The sequence below is a fragment of the Natranaeroarchaeum sulfidigenes genome (assembly GCF_017094485.1).
GTDB classification, from domain to species: domain Archaea; phylum Halobacteriota; class Halobacteria; order Halobacteriales; family Natronoarchaeaceae; genus Natranaeroarchaeum; species Natranaeroarchaeum sulfidigenes.
On sequence record NZ_CP064786.1, the window covers coordinates 2,888,168 to 2,903,445 of the forward strand.

Annotated in this window: 18 protein-coding genes; 11 read left to right on the forward strand and 7 right to left on the reverse strand. The window is 62.7% G+C overall.

Annotated elements, in window-relative coordinates:
- Positions 1-116 precede the first annotated feature (116 nt).
- Positions 117-1,370, forward strand: a complete 1,254-nt coding sequence (gene prf1, locus AArcS_RS15035; protein ID WP_238478231.1) for a peptide chain release factor aRF-1 — start codon at positions 117-119, stop codon at positions 1,368-1,370.
- Position 1,371: 1 nt separating this feature from the next.
- On the opposite strand, the gene AArcS_RS15040 is transcribed toward prf1, so the two are convergent.
- Together AArcS_RS15040 and AArcS_RS15045 are read right to left on the reverse strand one after the other, a co-directional pair.
- Positions 1,372-2,157 (reverse strand): DNA polymerase V family protein, encoded by a 786-nt coding sequence (locus tag AArcS_RS15040; protein WP_238478232.1) that lies wholly within the window; start codon positions 2,155-2,157, stop codon positions 1,372-1,374.
- 151 nt (positions 2,158-2,308) lie between these two features.
- Positions 2,309-2,650, reverse strand: coding sequence for a hypothetical protein (locus tag AArcS_RS15045; protein WP_238478233.1), 342 nt, complete (start codon positions 2,648-2,650; stop codon positions 2,309-2,311).
- Positions 2,651-2,805: 155 nt separating this feature from the next.
- On the opposite strand from AArcS_RS15045, the gene AArcS_RS15050 reads away from it, so the two are divergent.
- From AArcS_RS15050 to AArcS_RS15070, 5 genes are all read left to right on the forward strand, one after another.
- Complete coding sequence (locus AArcS_RS15050; protein WP_238478234.1) at positions 2,806-3,918, forward strand: tRNA (guanine(26)-N(2))-dimethyltransferase; 1,113 nt, start codon at positions 2,806-2,808, stop codon at positions 3,916-3,918.
- Between the two features lie 90 nt (positions 3,919-4,008).
- Positions 4,009-5,400, forward strand: a complete 1,392-nt coding sequence (locus AArcS_RS15055; RefSeq protein ID WP_238478235.1) for a YihY/virulence factor BrkB family protein — start codon at positions 4,009-4,011, stop codon at positions 5,398-5,400.
- Positions 5,401-6,282 carry a phosphatase PAP2 family protein gene (locus AArcS_RS15060; protein ID WP_238478236.1) on the forward strand — a complete coding sequence of 294 codons (882 nt, stop codon included), beginning with the start codon at positions 5,401-5,403 and terminating at the stop codon, positions 6,280-6,282.
- Positions 6,283-6,325: 43 nt separating this feature from the next.
- Positions 6,326-6,979, forward strand: coding sequence for a potassium channel family protein (locus AArcS_RS15065; protein WP_238478237.1), 654 nt, complete (start codon positions 6,326-6,328; stop codon positions 6,977-6,979).
- A gap of 48 nt (positions 6,980-7,027) precedes the next feature.
- Complete coding sequence (locus AArcS_RS15070) at positions 7,028-7,462, forward strand: universal stress protein (protein WP_238478238.1); 435 nt, start codon at positions 7,028-7,030, stop codon at positions 7,460-7,462.
- 35 nt (positions 7,463-7,497) lie between these two features.
- Here the strand turns inward: AArcS_RS15070 and AArcS_RS15075 are convergent, their stop codons facing one another.
- The 3 genes from AArcS_RS15075 to AArcS_RS15085 all read right to left on the reverse strand — a co-directional run bounded on the left by AArcS_RS15075 (position 7,498) and on the right by AArcS_RS15085 (position 9,100).
- Positions 7,498-7,875, reverse strand: coding sequence for a hypothetical protein (locus AArcS_RS15075; protein WP_238478239.1), 378 nt, complete (start codon positions 7,873-7,875; stop codon positions 7,498-7,500).
- Between the two features lie 85 nt (positions 7,876-7,960).
- Complete coding sequence (locus AArcS_RS15080) at positions 7,961-8,710, reverse strand: Nmad3 family putative nucleotide modification protein (RefSeq protein WP_238478240.1); 750 nt, start codon at positions 8,708-8,710, stop codon at positions 7,961-7,963.
- Positions 8,711-8,758: 48 nt separating this feature from the next.
- Complete coding sequence (locus AArcS_RS15085; RefSeq protein ID WP_238478241.1) at positions 8,759-9,100, reverse strand: DUF7577 domain-containing protein; 342 nt, start codon at positions 9,098-9,100, stop codon at positions 8,759-8,761.
- A 144-nt stretch (positions 9,101-9,244) separates the two neighbouring features.
- On the opposite strand from AArcS_RS15085, the gene AArcS_RS15090 reads away from it, so the two are divergent.
- Both AArcS_RS15090 and AArcS_RS15095 read left to right on the forward strand, forming a co-directional pair.
- Positions 9,245-9,490: a PRC-barrel domain-containing protein gene (locus AArcS_RS15090; protein WP_238478242.1), complete on the forward strand. Its 246-nt coding sequence runs from the start codon at positions 9,245-9,247 to the stop codon at positions 9,488-9,490.
- The gene (locus tag AArcS_RS15095; RefSeq protein WP_238478243.1) at positions 9,490-9,954 is read left to right on the forward strand and encodes an NOB1 family endonuclease; all 465 of its coding nucleotides are present in this window, start codon (positions 9,490-9,492) and stop codon (positions 9,952-9,954) included. The genes AArcS_RS15090 and AArcS_RS15095 overlap by 1 nt, the downstream gene beginning before the upstream one ends.
- Here the strand turns inward: AArcS_RS15095 and AArcS_RS15100 are convergent.
- Positions 9,951-10,085, reverse strand: a complete 135-nt coding sequence (locus AArcS_RS15100; RefSeq protein WP_238478244.1) for a CopG family transcriptional regulator — start codon at positions 10,083-10,085, stop codon at positions 9,951-9,953. The genes AArcS_RS15095 and AArcS_RS15100 overlap by 4 nt on opposite strands.
- A 186-nt stretch (positions 10,086-10,271) precedes the next feature.
- Here AArcS_RS15100 and AArcS_RS15105 point away from each other — a divergent pair, with 186 nt between their 5' ends.
- The 3 genes from AArcS_RS15105 to AArcS_RS15115 all read left to right on the forward strand — a co-directional run bounded on the left by AArcS_RS15105 (position 10,272) and on the right by AArcS_RS15115 (position 14,670).
- On the forward strand, positions 10,272-11,858 hold the full coding sequence (locus AArcS_RS15105) for an Hvo_1808 family surface protein (RefSeq protein WP_238478245.1): 1,587 nt from the start codon (positions 10,272-10,274) through the stop codon (positions 11,856-11,858).
- A 195-nt stretch (positions 11,859-12,053) separates the two neighbouring features.
- Positions 12,054-13,472, forward strand: coding sequence for an Hvo_1808 family surface protein (locus tag AArcS_RS15110; RefSeq protein ID WP_238478246.1), 1,419 nt, complete (start codon positions 12,054-12,056; stop codon positions 13,470-13,472).
- Positions 13,473-13,521: 49 nt separating this feature from the next.
- Positions 13,522-14,670 carry a nicotinate phosphoribosyltransferase gene (locus AArcS_RS15115; protein WP_238478247.1) on the forward strand — a complete coding sequence of 383 codons (1,149 nt, stop codon included), beginning with the start codon at positions 13,522-13,524 and terminating at the stop codon, positions 14,668-14,670.
- A 1-nt stretch (position 14,671) separates the two neighbouring features.
- Here the strand turns inward: AArcS_RS15115 and AArcS_RS15120 are convergent, their stop codons facing one another.
- Positions 14,672-15,277 (reverse strand): TIGR00296 family protein, encoded by a 606-nt coding sequence (locus AArcS_RS15120; RefSeq protein WP_238478248.1) that lies wholly within the window; start codon positions 15,275-15,277, stop codon positions 14,672-14,674.
- Position 15,278: the final 1 nt, after the last annotated feature.

Here is a 15,278-nt window from a genome sequence, read left to right on the forward strand (position 1 = left end):
CGAAGGGAATCGGAAGGTTCGAGAGAGTGATGATCGGGCAGGGGGACGACTCCGCCGCGGCTCGACGTCCCTGCAGGTCAAAGCATACTTAGGCGGGCCAGCGGTTAGTACAGACAATGAGCCAGCAGGAAGAGGACCACTCCGACCGGAAAAAATACGAGTTCCGGAAGGTCATCGAGGACCTCAAAGAGTACGAGGGATCGGGGACCCAGCTCGTCACGATCTACGTGCCCCCGGACAAGCAGATCAGCGACGTCGTCGCCCACGTCACCCAGGAACACAGCGAGGCGGCCAACATCAAGTCAAAACAGACCAGAACGAACGTCCAGGACGCCCTCTCGAGCATCAAGGCGCGTCTGAAATACTACGACACCTATCCGCCTGACAATGGGCTCGTCCTGTTTTCGGGCGCGGTCAACACCAGCGGCGGACGCAGCGAAATGGTGACCGAGGCGCTGGAGAACCCGCCCCAGCCGATCCAGTCGTTCCGCTATCACTGCGACTCGGATTTCCTCACCGAGCCGTTAGAGCACATGCTGGCGGACAAAGGCCTCTACGGCCTCATCGTGCTCGACCGCCGCGAAGCCAACGTCGGGTGGCTGAAAGGCAAACGCGTCGAGCCGGTCAAGTCCGCCTCCTCGCTGGTCCCCGGCAAGCAGCGCAAAGGTGGCCAGTCCGCCCAGCGATTCGCCCGCCTGCGCCTCGAGGCGATCGACAACTTCTATCAGGAGGTCGCCGAGATGGCAAACGACCTGTTCGTCGCCAAACGCCACGAACTCGACGGCGTGCTCGTCGGCGGTCCATCGCCGACCAAAGACGAGTTCCTCGACGGCGACTATCTCCACCACGAGATTCAGGACAAAGTCCTCGGGAAGTTCGACGTCTCTTATACCGACGAGTCCGGCCTGCATGACCTCGTCGACGCAGGGCAAGAGGCGCTCGCCGACGCCGAGCTCATGGAGGGCAAAGATCTCATGGACACCTTTTTCAAGGAGCTTCACGACGGCGAGAAAGCGACCTACGGTTTCGAGCAGACCCGCAAGAACCTCATCATGGGATCGGTCGAGACGCTCCTGATCAGCGAGGACCTCCGGCGGGACGTCATTACCTACGAGTGCTCGGCGGGCCACGAGGAACGCGAGGTCGTCGACAGCCGGGCCGCGACGCCAGATCACACCTGCACGGAGTGTGGCGAAGAGATCGATGCCGACGAAGGCGAACGCGAGGACGCCATCGACCATCTCATCGAGATCGCAGAGCAACGCGGGACCGAAACGAAATTCGTCTCCACCGATTTCGAGAAGGGCGACCAGCTTCTCAACGCCTTCGGCGGATTCGCCGGAATCCTGCGGTACTCGACCGGCGTCTAAACTACTCCTCGCTGGCGTCGAACGTGATCTCGTACTCCTCACTGGCCGTGATCAGGACCCAGCCCCACTCCTCGTAGTCGATCTCGAGTTCCTCCTCGAACGCTCCGTCCTCGTGGTGAAGCTCTTCGATGTACTCGCCGTCGAGTGCGTACAGCTTGAGGAAGAACTCGCCCTCACCCTCGTACTCGACCGAGGCTGTCACGCCCTCCTCGAAGTCGATCGGGCCGGTGTACTCGGGCTCTGACCCCTCGACTGTCGTCGGCAGGTCGAGCGCCGTTGCGCCGTCGGCGGGGTCGTTGTACACTGTGATGGACCACTCGACGTCCTCGTCGACGTCGATGTCGAGTTCGTACTCGCCAGCGCCCATACTCAGCGGCAGGAATCCCTGGTAGTTCCGGATGTCCCATTCGGCGGAACGGGGCACGTTGCCGTCCATCGTGACGACGTCGACACCGATATTCTCGATTGGATCGATCCGGAGCGCGGCAAAGCCGTCTTCGAGCTCGAAGCTGTCGGTGGTCTCCGGGCCGGTTCCGGTGAACTCCGCTATCGCGGGCGAGTCGTCTTCCTCGCCGTTGTCTTCGTCTCCGTTCTCCTCGTCGCCGTTTTCATCACCGTTTTCTTCCTCGCCGTTGTCTTCGTCTCCGTTCTCGTCGCCGTTTTCATCACCGTTCTCGTCGCCGTTGGCTGCTTCGCCGTTTTCCTCGTCATCGTCGTCACCGAGACAGCCCCCGATGGCGGCCATACTTGCGATACCACACGTGCCGATGAACGTTCTCCGTCGCATCAACTGAACAGGCAGGGGAGTAGGTGAAAGGTATACACACTATATCGAAATAGAAGTAGCTGTATACTGAATCTATACAGAGCTTACCCGCTGGTATCGCTGAGTAGATAGTGGCTACTCTATCAGACCCCTCGACCGTCCGAGTACGACGTCACAGGAACTCCCGGACGTCCGAGTACCACATATCGTGGTGGTCGACGGCGTCGATCCGGCGCGCGATCATCACCGCGAGGGCGTGCCAGCAGAGATCGGTCGGGTCGCTCTCGTCGAGATTGTAGAGGCTGTCCTTGCAGGTACAGCCCCGTCCCTCGATGACGTACTCCTCGGTGTAGCCGACAACGACGGTGAAATCACGGTACTGTTTGACCCGCTCCTCGGCGACGGCTTCGATGGCGCGCGCGCCACGGTCGCCGTGGACGGCGGTGATTCGCTCGACCGCGTCGGGCGTCAACTCGCCCGCTTCCGAGAGGATAGCCTGCCAGTCGTCGGTCACGACTGACCACCTGCAGTCGGCGATGGCGCGGGAGCGGGGCGGGACACAGGTCTGTCATTGGAACGGGCCTGTCAAAACAGGTTCGGATATGTGGAGTGTCTCCGACTACGCGGCGGCATCGTGGGGCTTTTCGCGCGTGGGCGGCGAGAACCTGTATGGAGATTCGGGAGGGTGCAGTCGAAATCGAGGTGCCCGAGCAGGAATCCGAGGGCGTCGACGACGCGGTCTTTTTCAACCCGGTCCAGGAGTTGAACCGGGATCTGACGGTCGCAACGCTCCGGGCCTACCGGGACCGGGAACCACGTGCGAGTTCGTATCTGGATGCGATGGCCGCAAGCGGGATCCGCGGGGTCCGCGCCGCGGCCGACGGCTGGGAGGCAACGCTCTGTGACACCGACCCCGACGCAGTTGCGCTCTGTAAGCGCAACCTCGCACGCAACGACCTCGACGGCGAGACGGCCCAGCGCGACGTCAACGCGCTGTTACACGAGGAGCTGTACGACGTCGTCGATATCGACCCGTTCGGGACGCCGATCCCCTTCGCCGACGCCGCCTTCGCCAACGTGCGGAATCTGGTCTGCGTGACCGCAACCGACACCGCACCGCTATGTGGTGCGCACTTCCACAGCGGCGTCCGGAAGTACTCTGCGATCCCGCGCAACACCGAGTACCATGGCGAGATCGGCATGCGGATCCTGCTGTCGGCGCTCGCCCGCACCGCGGCCCGGTACGACGTGGGCGTGACGCCGCTGTTTTCCCACGCGACGAACCACTACGTCCGGACCTACCTCGAACTCGACCACCGGGCGACCGACGCCAACGAAACGATCGAGGAGATCGGTCACATCCACCACTGTGAGGACTGTCTGCACCGCGAGCACGAACACGGCCTGATCGCGCACCCACCCGAGACGTGTCCCGCCTGTGAGGGCAACCGGGTCCTGACGGCGGGCCCGATCTGGCTCGGCGCGACGAGCGAGTCGGCGTTCGTCGTGCGCGTCGGCGACCACGTCACCGATGACATGGGAACCGCCGAGACGGCCCGCGAACTGACCGCAACGATCGCGGCCGAACTCGACCGACCCACCCACTACGATCAGCACCGCCTCTGCAGGCAGTGGGGCGTGACGGCGATCGGAATGGACGACTTCCTCGATCGACTTCGAGCGGCGGGCTACGGGGCCTCTCGCACCCATTTCGGCGGCACGACGTTCAAGACAGAGGCGAGCGTTGCGGAGATCCGGGCGGCGGCGCTCGACGACGGGTGACTCTATGACCAGCGGACGTGACCGACGAGGAACGGGCTCGGACTACCGACACGCAACCAATTTTTGTACGGTTCCCCCGACAGTCTATCTGTGGGACAGTTAGCACCTACACTCGACAGACTCCGAACGATCGTCGAGACCGCCCAGTCGGCCGGAATCACGTTTCTGGCTGCGGGCGTCGCCTACTACGCGTTCGTCTCGCTGATCCCGCTAACGATACTCACGCTGGCGATCGGCTCCGTGATGGGCGGGGAAGTATTCGAGGGTCAGATCATCGAGTTCGTCGGCGAGTTCCTGACACCGGAGGCCCAGGAGACGCTGGTCGAGGCGCTGACGGCCCAGGCGGGACGTGGCGGGGCGACCGTCGTCGGGTCCCTCGTACTGTTCTGGAGTGCATTGCGACTCTTCCGCGGACTCGACCGGGCGTTCTCGCAGGTGTATGGAACCAGCTACTCCTCGCTCGTAAGCGAGCTACTGACCGGCGCGGCGGTACTCGCCTCGATCGTTATCGGTGTCGCTGCAGTGACTATCGTAGGGACGGCGATCGGCCGACTTCCACTCGGACCCTTCGGGGCCGAGATCGCGACGGCCCTACTGCTCGTGACGTTGCTGGTGGTCTTTTTTCCACTCTACTTCGTCATGCCGGGCATGACGATCGCACCCCAGGAGGCGGTGCCCGGGACGGTCGTCGCTGCAATCGGCTGGATGCTGTTGGGGCAGGGGTTCCAGCTATACACGGCGTACGCCGCCGATTTCGCGGCGTACGGTATTCTGGGGGGCGTTTTACTCTTGCTCACCTGGCTGTACTTCGGCGCACTGATCGTAATGGTCGGTGCAGTCATCAACGCAGTGATGGCGGAGGACGTCGTCGAGGAACTGGTCGGACCGGACAAGCGCCAGCCCGACAATCGAGAGGAAACAGCTACCGGACAGGACCGGCAATTACAACGTGATGGGGTTCGACGTGACACACAATTGGAAGCGATGACCGACGACGAACCCACCGAAGATGACGAGGAGGATCGTGGCGTCGGAATGGCTGGCCCCGGACCCGAAGAGGCCGGCATCGACGCTGATAGCGACGAGGACGTGACGACCGGGACGGCTCCCAGAAGCGAGGTGCAGCGACTCAACCGCGAACTGGCAGAGCTCCGCGAACAGCTCGACGAGTTCGAAGACGATATCGAAGACCGGACAGTCGACCGGGACTCGGTCGAAAACGACCTCAAGCGTTACGTTCGGCGGCGGATCCGCCGGGGTCACGCGCGGGGGTGGGGTCCGTATCTCGTCTTGCTCTATGGGACAGCGATGACGATCGGCGCGTTCGTCTATCTGGATGGCGGGTGGGCGATCCTGGCGATGCTCGTCCTCTGGCTGTCGACGCTCGGACTCTACGTGCTCATGATGCTGGTGACGACCACGCTAAACGTGCTCGGGATTCCCGGTCGGCTCCGGAACGCGATCGGCGACTGGCGCTCCTAGATGACGCCGTGGTTTTCGGGAGTCGAGACGGTACAGGGGGCGACACCCGAATGGGCCGCGCTCCCGTTTGCAGGCGTGACGCTGCTGGGAGATATCTGGGTCTTCGTCGTGGCGCTGACGCTGGCATACTGGTTCACTGGGCGCAGTGAGATCGCTGCGCTGTTCGGCGTCGTGCTGACGGCGCTCTCTGCCGGACTGGTTCTGAAGCTGCTGTTCGGCCTCCCTCGGCCGGCCACTGGTCCAGCCGTCCCCGTCGAGGCGGTCGCGTCGATCGCACAGCCGTTTTACGAGCACGAAACGACAGCACGGCTACCGGGACTGCCGAGCGGGCACACCCTCGGAGCAACGGTGACGTGGGGCGCGCTCGCCGCGTTGCTGGATGTGTGGTCCACCGAGCGCCGCTTCGTGATGGCCAGCGTGGCAGTCGTCTTGGTGGGACTATCCCGGATCGTCCTCGGTGTCCACTACCCGATCGACGTGCTTGCCGGAGCCCTCCTGGGCGTCGCTATCCTCGCCATTGCGCTACCCGCGTGTCGACGCCTCGACGATCCGGCGACCCCACTGCTCGGGAGTGCGGTGGTGCTGGGAGCACTCGCAGTCGTCGTTACAGGCGATACTGCTGCCGCGAACGCGACCGGAGCAGCTATCGGTGGACTACTGGCCTGGCAGCTCATCGAAGCTCCAGCGCCGCTTGCAGGTAGCGTCGCTGATGTCACACTTGCCGTCTGTGGGCTGGCTGGCATCATCGGACTGGGCGTCGGCCTCGGCGTACTCGTTGGATCGCCTGTGGGGCCGTATCTCGGGACGGCAGTGATCGACAGCGGCGTACTGGCGTTTCCGGTCGCCCTCTCAGCGCGTGGAGATCGCCAGCCGATAGCCTGATCGCCGCCACCCTTTTTATGCCCCGGTTGCGTATCTCTCGCGCATGAAGTTCGTTATCGTAGGCTACGGTCGTGTGGGCATCCGGACCGCACGCATCCTCAGCGAGGAGGGCCACGAAGTGATTGTCGTCGACAGCGACCCCGAGAAGATCCGTCGTGCCCAGTCGGACGGGTTCGAGACGATCGAGGGCGACGGAAGCGAGGACAGCACGCTGGAGCAGGCGGCCCTCGAAACGGTCGACGCGGTCGGCGGCCTGACAGGCGATCTCAACGCCAACTTCGCCGCCTGCATGATCGGCAAACATCACGGCTGTCGGACGGTTCTCCGGATCGACGAGGACTACCGCCAGGACATCTACCGGAAGTACGCCGACGATGTCGACGAAGTGGTCTACCCGGAGCGTCTCGGCGCAGCGGGCGCAAAGACCGCGCTACTCGGTGGCGACTTTAACGTCGTCTCCGATCTGACTGAAAAGCTTCAGCTATCGGTGTTCCGGATCGGCGAGGGTGCTAGCGCAGTCGGCAAGCAAATCCACGATGTCGGCCTTCCCGAAAGCGCACGGATCTACGCCCACGGCCGTGAAGACGAATCACTAACGATCCCGCTTCCCGGCACGACACTGGAGGTCGGCGATCAGGTCGCGGTCATCGTCGAGACCGAAAGCCTTGACGGAGTCAAACAGGCGCTGTCGGGCTGAACTACCGCTGGTATTTTCAGCACCCCGGTAGAAACACAGAGTCACAGTATGTACGACGATATCCTGCTTCCGACGATCGGTAGCCCCGGTGGCGAGCGCGCCGTCGCCGAAGCGATCGACCTTGCCGAACTCACCGGTGCCCGACTGCATATCCTCTACGTCGTCGAGGACGATTCCCGAAAGGGACTCTCCGATGGCCGCTGGGAGACCATCCGGGAGGCGCTCCGCTCGGAGGCCCGAGACGTCCTGGCGGGCGTCGAAAGTGAAGCGACTGCGGCAGGGGTCGAAGCTATTACCCATGTCGGCGAGGGGCGTGCGGACGAGGCGATTACCGACTACGCGAGCGAGAACGGAATCGATGCCATCGTGATGGGAACGCACGCCCGCACGGGAGTGAACAAGTTTTTGCTCGGCAGTGTCACCGAGAACGTGATCCGGCGGGCCGAACAACCGGTACTGGTCGTGCGCCTCGACGAGGACTGAATATCAGTCGATAGTGGCTGTTTCAGCCACGTCTGTCAACGATCTGCCAACACTGCACGACCGGCGATGACCACCAGTGCGAGACCGAGAGCGATCATGATCGCTTGAGAAGCCACGCCGACAGTGGAGTCAACCGCTTCGCCGGTCGCAAGCGCGATTATATCGGGTACCGCACGTAGAGACCCCAGAACACCTACCGCCCCCAGTGCAGCAATCCCGTAGACTGCAAGCTGTTCACGGTTTGTTTCCCGACCGATAGATGCCAATCCGACGGCAACGACGCCGAAGAAAGCCGGAATGAGGGCCGTCATATGCGCGAAGTCGGTGAGCGTCCACGACCCGACGCCGAGGACAACCAGTGCAACACCGATGCCGAGTGCACTTTTGAATGCGAACGTCGTACTGTCGGCCATACCTCGGTGTTGAGCCACCAGACAATTATAAGTTGGTCATTACAACCCGTCGGGGAGAACACCTCGTGGAAGGCACCTACTACCGTCAGCTGAAACAGCGCTCGAATCCCTCATTTTCCCAGATTTCCAGTAGCTCCTCGACCGCCGACGGCTCGAATCGCATCGGGCGACGCCACCACGGCCCCTTGCCGGAGTCGCTGGACAGCTCGGTTACGATCCGATTCGCTTCGCTCCCCGCCTCGGCGGTACTCAGTGGAAAAGCCTGATCGTACAGCATCGATTCTTCGTGATCTCCGGCGAGCATGACCTCCGCGTCGAAGCGCTCGCGGCGGACGTGTGCGTTCGCATCGAACCAGGCCCGGTCTGTGGGCGATAGCGCTCCATACTCCTCGCCCGAAAGCGGATCACTGGCGAGCCGAAACTGTCCGATCACGTACGCGCCCCACTCGGGGGCGATCCACGAGGCAGGGTCGTCTCCAGCACCCTGCGTATCCACATCTCGGCGGGTTGTCGAGAGCGTCGCATAGAAGAACACGTAGTCGCCAGCCGCAAGGTCGAGCAGCGGCCGGGCCTTGACGCCGTAGTCGTCGCCGTAGGTATAGCGATCACAGCAGGAATACTCCGCGAACGTCGGGTCGAGATGAACCGGTTTGTCGAGGATGTCCTCGGGGAGTGCGGTATCGAGATCGAGATCGGCGTACGTCGGGACAGGCTCACTGACTGGTTCACGCTCCGGAATCGGGAGATACTCGAACCTGCCATCGGGATAGATCGGTCCGCGGACGCCCGGGAGATTGGTGTTCGCGCCGACGTTGATTGCAACTGCTCGGGGCACAGCAGGTGAGAGGGGACGGACACCCAAAATAGCTACTACGAGAGGTTACTAGATCTCCAATTGCGACGTACAGCTCCGGCAGAAGGTGTAAATCCCCTCCCGTTCGTTTCGTGCGCCGCAGTGTCGACAGACGATCGCTTCCTCCTCGGGCGATACGGCGTGGTGGGGCTCCGGTCGAGAGCCGGGCAGGTCAGTGTTGCTCGAGTTCTGTGAGTGGGGCGCGAACGGCTGGCTGGGGGCGGCGCTCGGCGGGGTTCCCCGTCCTCGCTCGCCCTCATCGGACAGGTCTAACGATCGCTCCCCATCGTCGCCACGCAGATACAGGTAGACGAACACCTGTACGACCACGAGCACGAGTGCGTACACGAGGACCCACTGCCACACCTCCATGTCTTATGATACACATGCACACGCCTTCAGTGTTCGCCCGGCTTGGCCCGTCGTGGTCCGGAAAACGGCCCGTCCCGGCGACACTGGTCGGCAGACCGCCGATTGCCCGTGGAGTTTATACTACAGTAGGTAAAACGAAGCCATATGTCCGACATACTCGCGGAGAACCTCTCGGGGAAAGCCGTCATGGGTACTGACGGAACCGAGCTCGGCATGCTGTACAACATCACGATGGACCTCAAAAGCGGCGAGCTCCACGACGTCGTCATCGAACCGGACGATGAAACGTCGTTCCGCGGCAGCGACATGCAGACCGACGAGAACGGTCGCTATCGCGTTCCCGTACAGGCGGTTCAGGCAGTCAAAGACTACATCGTCGTAAAGCGGTAATGTACGTTCTCGACTCCTCAGCGTTTATCAACGAGTATCACACGAACAGCAAAACCGCCAGCATCCCACTCGTCCGGGAAGAGCTCGAAGACGAGAGCGCCTACCGGTATGATGCGATGGAAGGCTCGGGGATGCACATCCACATTCCCGGCGGCGAGACCGTCGAAAAGATCGAACGCGCCGCCAGAGAGAGCGGAGATCTCGACGAACTATCCGAGACTGACATCCGACTGATCGCCGCGACCTTCGAACTGGACGGTCGACTGGTGACCGACGACTACGCAATGCAAAACGTCGCCGACAAGCTAAACGTTGACGTCGAGGTGATCGCCCGTGACGGCATCGCCGAACAGCGCGACTGGAAGTTCCAGTGTCAGGGCTGTGGGCGCGAGTTCGACGAGAACAAAGAGCGCTGTCCGATCTGTGGTAGCCCGCTCTCCAGAAAGAACCCCTCGAACGCCTAGACCGAGTCTTCGAGTCCCTGCTGGATCAACTGGCGGAGCACCTCCTGCTCGGTCAGTTCGTACTCCCTGGCGAGTCGCTCCACGCGTTCACCGACTTCGTCGTCACAGACCACGGAGTACTGGCGTGGCATGGGAGAACATATCTTTCCGGGAACCATAAAATTCAGTCAGACGATCGTCAGACACCCGCCCGTGAGCGATGGCCCACTACCTTCACAAAAAACCATCACAAATAGTTTTTATGCGCCTGTCACGATACTGTGACCATGCGTCAGCGACTGGCCGTATGCATTGTGCTTCTGTTTGCTTGCTCACTGGTGGCGGTTCCCGTCACCGGCGGAGTCCCAGGAGACGATACGACGGCTGGCGTCGCTGACACGCTTCAACCTGACGAGAGCGTGATTCACGAATGCGCCGCGGAGCCGCCCGAAGACCACGCGGATCCCGAGGAGGACGTGCTGGGCTGGTCGAACGGCTACTGGTACGACGAACAGCTCGATATCAACACGACCGACGGTCTCGACGAGGACGAACTCGACGCGCTGGTCGCACGGACGGAAGCGCGCATCGAGGCGATCCGGTGTCTCCCCTTCGAGAACGAAACCGACGTGGACGTGATTACGCGCGAAGAGTTCGAGGAGGAAACGGAGGCGTGGGATAGCCCCGAAGACGTTCAGCGCTTCGAGGATGTTGTCTACCGGGCGATGTTGCTCGTCGACGAAGAAGACCCACAGGAAGTCCAGCAGGAGAATCTCGGGACGGGAGTTGGTGGCTACTACGATCCGGCGACAGAACAGATCGTGGTAATCGCCGAGGATGAAGAATCCCTGGAGTTCGACGAGACACTGCTCGCCCACGAACTGGGACACGCCCTGCAGGACCAGCACTTCGATCTTGGCCGCTTCGACGAGCAAACCATCGACGGCTCCCTCGCCGACGAGGGACTGATCGAGGGTGACGTCGTCTACGTCGAACAGCTGTACGAGCACGCCTGTGAGGACGGTGCCTGGGAAGGGACGTGTGTCGAGGTGGCTGATCCCGAACAGCCGACGCCGGACGACCTCGCGAACATCGGACTCTATCTGCTATCGTTCCAGCCCTACAGCGACGGCCCCGCGTTCGTCGACGACATCTACGAGTACGAGCCGGGCGAGCGCGCGGCAGGAGACTGGGAACCGGTAGACGAGCTGTACGATGATCCCCCGGGAACGTCCGCGGAGATCATCAGTCCGGATCGGTATCCGAACTACGAGTCCACGAACGTGACAGCTTCTGACAACAGCACGGACGAGTGGGAGCAACTGACCGTCGAGGACCGTCCCGACTATGAGACCGTGGGCAAAGCCGGACTATCGGCGATGTTCGCGTATCCCACGTTCGCGCCGGACGTCGACGAATCGGTAATCGATCAGAGCGAGTTTCAGGACGACGGGACAGCCTTCAGTACGTTCGAGTATCGACACGAGTACGTGACCGGCTGGAACGGTGACCGACTCCAGCCCTACGAGAACGACGCGGGTGAGACGAGCTACGTCTGGACGACAGAGTGGGAAACCGAGGCGGACGCCCAGACGTTCAGAGTCGGCTACGATCGGCTACTCGACAACGTGTGGGGGATGGAGCGCGTCGACGGACAGGCGGGGACCTACGAGTCCGACGACGCATTCGCCGGGGCGTACTACGTCGACCGTGAGGGCGACCGGGTATCGATCGTCCACGCCCCGACGATCGAGCAGCTCGGCGAGCTTGAACCGGACGCCGAATCGACGACGGAGTGGGAGCTTCCACAGTCGACTCCCAGTAACGACGCCGACGACGGCGACGAGATCCCCGGCTTCGGCATCGGAGTGGCAGTCGTCGGCATTCTGGGAACGCTGTTGGTCGTCCGACGTTGGGCCGCGTGAAGCCAATGACGAGGTGCGGAATTTCCGCTGGGAGTAAAACGGATACTACGATATCTATAGACGCTACAATTCTTACACATTCTACAATGTTCACGCATTCTACAGTACCCGCACATCGTGTGGGGTGGTCGAACCCAGAGAGCACACCCCCTGCGGAGCGAACGGTTTAACAGTCGATAGTTGCTGTATAGGGACGTGAATCGAAGGTTCGTGACCGCGCTCGTCGTCGGCGTGCTCGTGTTGCTCGCTGGCTGTACCGTCCCAGCGGCCGACGTCGACGATGGGCCACAGCCGCTCGATGACGACGAACTCGGCTACGTGGACGGCTACTGGTACAACGACTCGCTCGACATCGATACGAGCGATGGGCTGAGCGAGGACGAACTCGACGCCGTCACGAAACGGGCGATGGCACGGATCGAACACGAGCGGGGGCTGAACTTCGAGCGAACCGTCCCGGTCGAAGTCATCAGCCGCGAGGAGTTCCAGCAAAGCGACACCGCAAGCGGAGAGTACGGTGCGTTCGACGAACAGCTCTGGCGCTCGACGTTCGTCGTCGGTGACGACAGCAGCGTCGGCGAGGAGTTCGACGCGCTGTACGGCGCGTCAGTCCAGGGCTACTACACGAGCGCCGACGACGGGCGGGTCGTCCTCGTCGCCGACGATCCGGACGCAGTCGAAGTGGACCGGGGGACGCTCGTTCACGAACTGACCCACGCACTTCAGGACCAGCACTTTGGCATCTCGCGGGACACGACGACCCGTGACGAACGGCTCGGCTGGCTCGGGCTGCTCGAAGGTGAAGCCAACTACATGATGGACATCTACGAGGAGCGCTGTGAGGCGGAATGGGAGTGTATCGACTCAGCGACGAGCGGCGGTGGCGGCGGTCAGCAGTCGTTCAACGAGGGGCTCTTCCTGACGATTTTCCACCCGTACTCTGACGGCCCCCAGTTCGTCCACGAACTGCGCGAGCGCGAAGGGTGGGAAGGAGTAAACGACGCATACGAGGAGTACCCGGCCAGTACGGCACAGGTGATCGACCCTGACAGATACCCGGACGACCCCGGTGAAGACGTGGACATCGACGATCGCAGCGACGGGTCCTGGGAACGACTCGGTGAGGACGAACCGCGAGTCGAAACTGTTGGCGAGGCTGGGCTCTTTGCCGCACTCTGGTACAACGGCGTGATCGATCAACAACACATCGCCGCGGCAAGCGGCGAGTACGCCCGCTACAACTACGCCCATCCGATAACGAACGGCTGGAACGGTGACAGCCTCGTCGTCTACGAGAATGACGACGAGTACGCCCACGTCTTCGAGTCCGAGTGGTCGGGCGCGGACGATGCCGAAGAGTTCGCCGCAGCATACGAGGAGCTGCTGACCGCAAACGCCGCGGAGTCGGTCGACGAACGGACCTACCAGGTCAGCGAGGACGAGCCGTTCGCCGGGGCGTACCGCGTCGTACAGGACGGAGCAACGGTGACCGTCGTCCACGCACCGACGGTCGAGGAACTGGGCGAGGTTCACGCTGTCGAGGAACCGGTTCCAGCGTCGATGAGCGCCACGGTACCCGGTGATTCGGCAGTCACCGCCACTGCGGTATCCTGACCGCGCGCGAACGGACGTTTTTTGCCACCGCTCCCGGAAGGGTACACGCATGAGCGATCAGTTCGGGACGGTTTCCGCCGAGGCTATCATCGAGGGAACCGCGACCGACGCGTATTTTGACCGGACCGAGCGGACCCTGAAACACGCCGGAAAGAATCCACACGTCGTCGCGGAAGTGACCGTGGACCAGTTCCCGACGGGCCAGTTCGAGCTCGTTACCGGGATCGAGGACGTCGCACGCCTGCTCGAAGGCCGGGACATCGACGTCGACGCGCTCCGCGAGGGGCGACTGTTCGACGGCGGCCCCGTGATGCGCATCGAGGGACCATATCTGGAGTTCGCCAGATTCGAGACCTCGATACTGGGCTTTCTCTCGCAGGCCAGTGGCTACGCGACGAACGCGCTCCGGGCGCGTCGGGCCGCCCCCGACTCGCAGGTGCTCTCCTTTGGCGCACGACACGTTCACCCGTCGATCACGCCGCTCGTCGAGCGTGCCGGGCTGCTCGCGGGGATGGACGGCATCTCCCACGTCGCCGCCGGGGACGTTCTGGGCCGGGAGGCAGGGGGAACGATGCCCCACGCCCTGATGCTGTGTTTCGGCACGGGAAATCAGGAGGCCGCGTGGCTCGCGTTCGATGAAGCAGTCGACGAAGAAGTGCCACGGGTCGCACTCTGCGATACCTTTACCGACGAGGTCGATGAGACGCTCCGGGCCGCCGCGGCGCTCGGCGAGAACCTCGACAGCGTCCGGATCGACACGACGAGTTCACGTCGCGGCGACTTCCGGCACATCCTCAAGGAGTTGCGCTGGGAACTGGACGCCATCGGACGCGAGGATGTGGACCTGTTCGTCAGCGGCGGGATCACTCCCGACGCGATGTGGGAGTTACAAGACGTGGCCGATGGCTTCGGTGTCGGGAGCTACGTCACCGACGCCGATCCGCTGGATTTCGCGCTCGATATTGTCTCCATCGACGGCGAGGCTATCTCGAAACGCGGGAAACTCTCGGGCGTCAAAGACGTGTACCGGACAGCCGACGGCGGCCACCACGTCGGACTGGCTCATCGGGACGGGCCGGAGGACGGTGAGCCACTGCTTGAACCGCTGATTCGAGATGGGGAGGTCGTGCGGGAGTTCGATCTGGACGATGCCGCTGAACGGGCCGCGGCGGACGCAAAACTCGTCGGCTTCGAGTAGGTCAGGAGAGGTGTTCGACGCTGCCGCCCGGATCGCGCTCGCGGTAGATTTCGCCCTCGAACAGCGTCACCATCACGTCCTCGCGTTGCCACGCCCCCGGTGCCAGACCGGCCTTGCGGCAGGTCCGACCGAGGTACTCCTCTGCTGACCAGCCGTTCTCGACCGGAACAGTGGGGTAGAGCCACGCGCTCGATCCCCCGGCATCGACGACGACGCCATGTGCGCCGAGTTCCATGTCTTCGAGCGGATCGTCAGTGAGAAGCAGGTTCGTCACCGCACAGACGGAGACGGTGATGTTCGATAGTTCGGCCGGACGGACTTCGGAGCCACAGGAATCACCGCTTGCAGCCTGGATGGCGGCGTCGACGATGACGTGGCCCAGCTGGTCGTTCTCCTGATGTGCACCGGCACACCCACGCAGACTCCCCCTCCCGCGGGTCGATTCCAGCCGAACATAGGCCCCAGTGCGCGCGTAAAACGACTCACGCATACTTCCAGGCTGTTCACGCTGTCCGTTCTGGACGTACGCCTCGACGGCCTCCCGTGCCAGTTCGACCGCCCGCGCCCCGTCCTCGTAAGAGAGACTGACGCTCTGTGCCTCGGACATA

What these genes read in the sequence shown, in the direction of transcription:
- AArcS_RS15120 (WP_238478248.1), bottom strand. Translation starts at nt 15,277, where the DNA reads ATGTCCGAGGCACAGAGCGTCAGTCTCTCTTACGAGGACGGGGCGCGG.
- AArcS_RS15075 (WP_238478239.1), bottom strand. Translation starts at nt 7,875, where the DNA reads ATGGCCGACAGTACGACGTTCGCATTCAAAAGTGCACTCGGCATCGGT.
- AArcS_RS15050 (WP_238478234.1), top strand. Translation starts at nt 2,806, where the DNA reads ATGGAGATTCGGGAGGGTGCAGTCGAAATCGAGGTGCCCGAGCAGGAA.
- AArcS_RS15100 (WP_238478244.1), bottom strand. Translation starts at nt 10,085, where the DNA reads ATGCCACGCCAGTACTCCGTGGTCTGTGACGACGAAGTCGGTGAACGC.
- AArcS_RS15095 (WP_238478243.1), top strand. Translation starts at nt 9,490, where the DNA reads ATGTACGTTCTCGACTCCTCAGCGTTTATCAACGAGTATCACACGAAC.
- AArcS_RS15060 (WP_238478236.1), top strand. Translation starts at nt 5,401, where the DNA reads ATGACGCCGTGGTTTTCGGGAGTCGAGACGGTACAGGGGGCGACACCC.
- AArcS_RS15040 (WP_238478232.1), bottom strand. Translation starts at nt 2,157, where the DNA reads ATGCGACGGAGAACGTTCATCGGCACGTGTGGTATCGCAAGTATGGCC.
- prf1 (WP_238478231.1), top strand. Translation starts at nt 117, where the DNA reads ATGAGCCAGCAGGAAGAGGACCACTCCGACCGGAAAAAATACGAGTTC.
- AArcS_RS15085 (WP_238478241.1), bottom strand. Translation starts at nt 9,100, where the DNA reads ATGGAGGTGTGGCAGTGGGTCCTCGTGTACGCACTCGTGCTCGTGGTC.
- AArcS_RS15115 (WP_238478247.1), top strand. Translation starts at nt 13,522, where the DNA reads ATGAGCGATCAGTTCGGGACGGTTTCCGCCGAGGCTATCATCGAGGGA.
- AArcS_RS15070 (WP_238478238.1), top strand. Translation starts at nt 7,028, where the DNA reads ATGTACGACGATATCCTGCTTCCGACGATCGGTAGCCCCGGTGGCGAG.
- AArcS_RS15090 (WP_238478242.1), top strand. Translation starts at nt 9,245, where the DNA reads ATGTCCGACATACTCGCGGAGAACCTCTCGGGGAAAGCCGTCATGGGT.
- AArcS_RS15065 (WP_238478237.1), top strand. Translation starts at nt 6,326, where the DNA reads ATGAAGTTCGTTATCGTAGGCTACGGTCGTGTGGGCATCCGGACCGCA.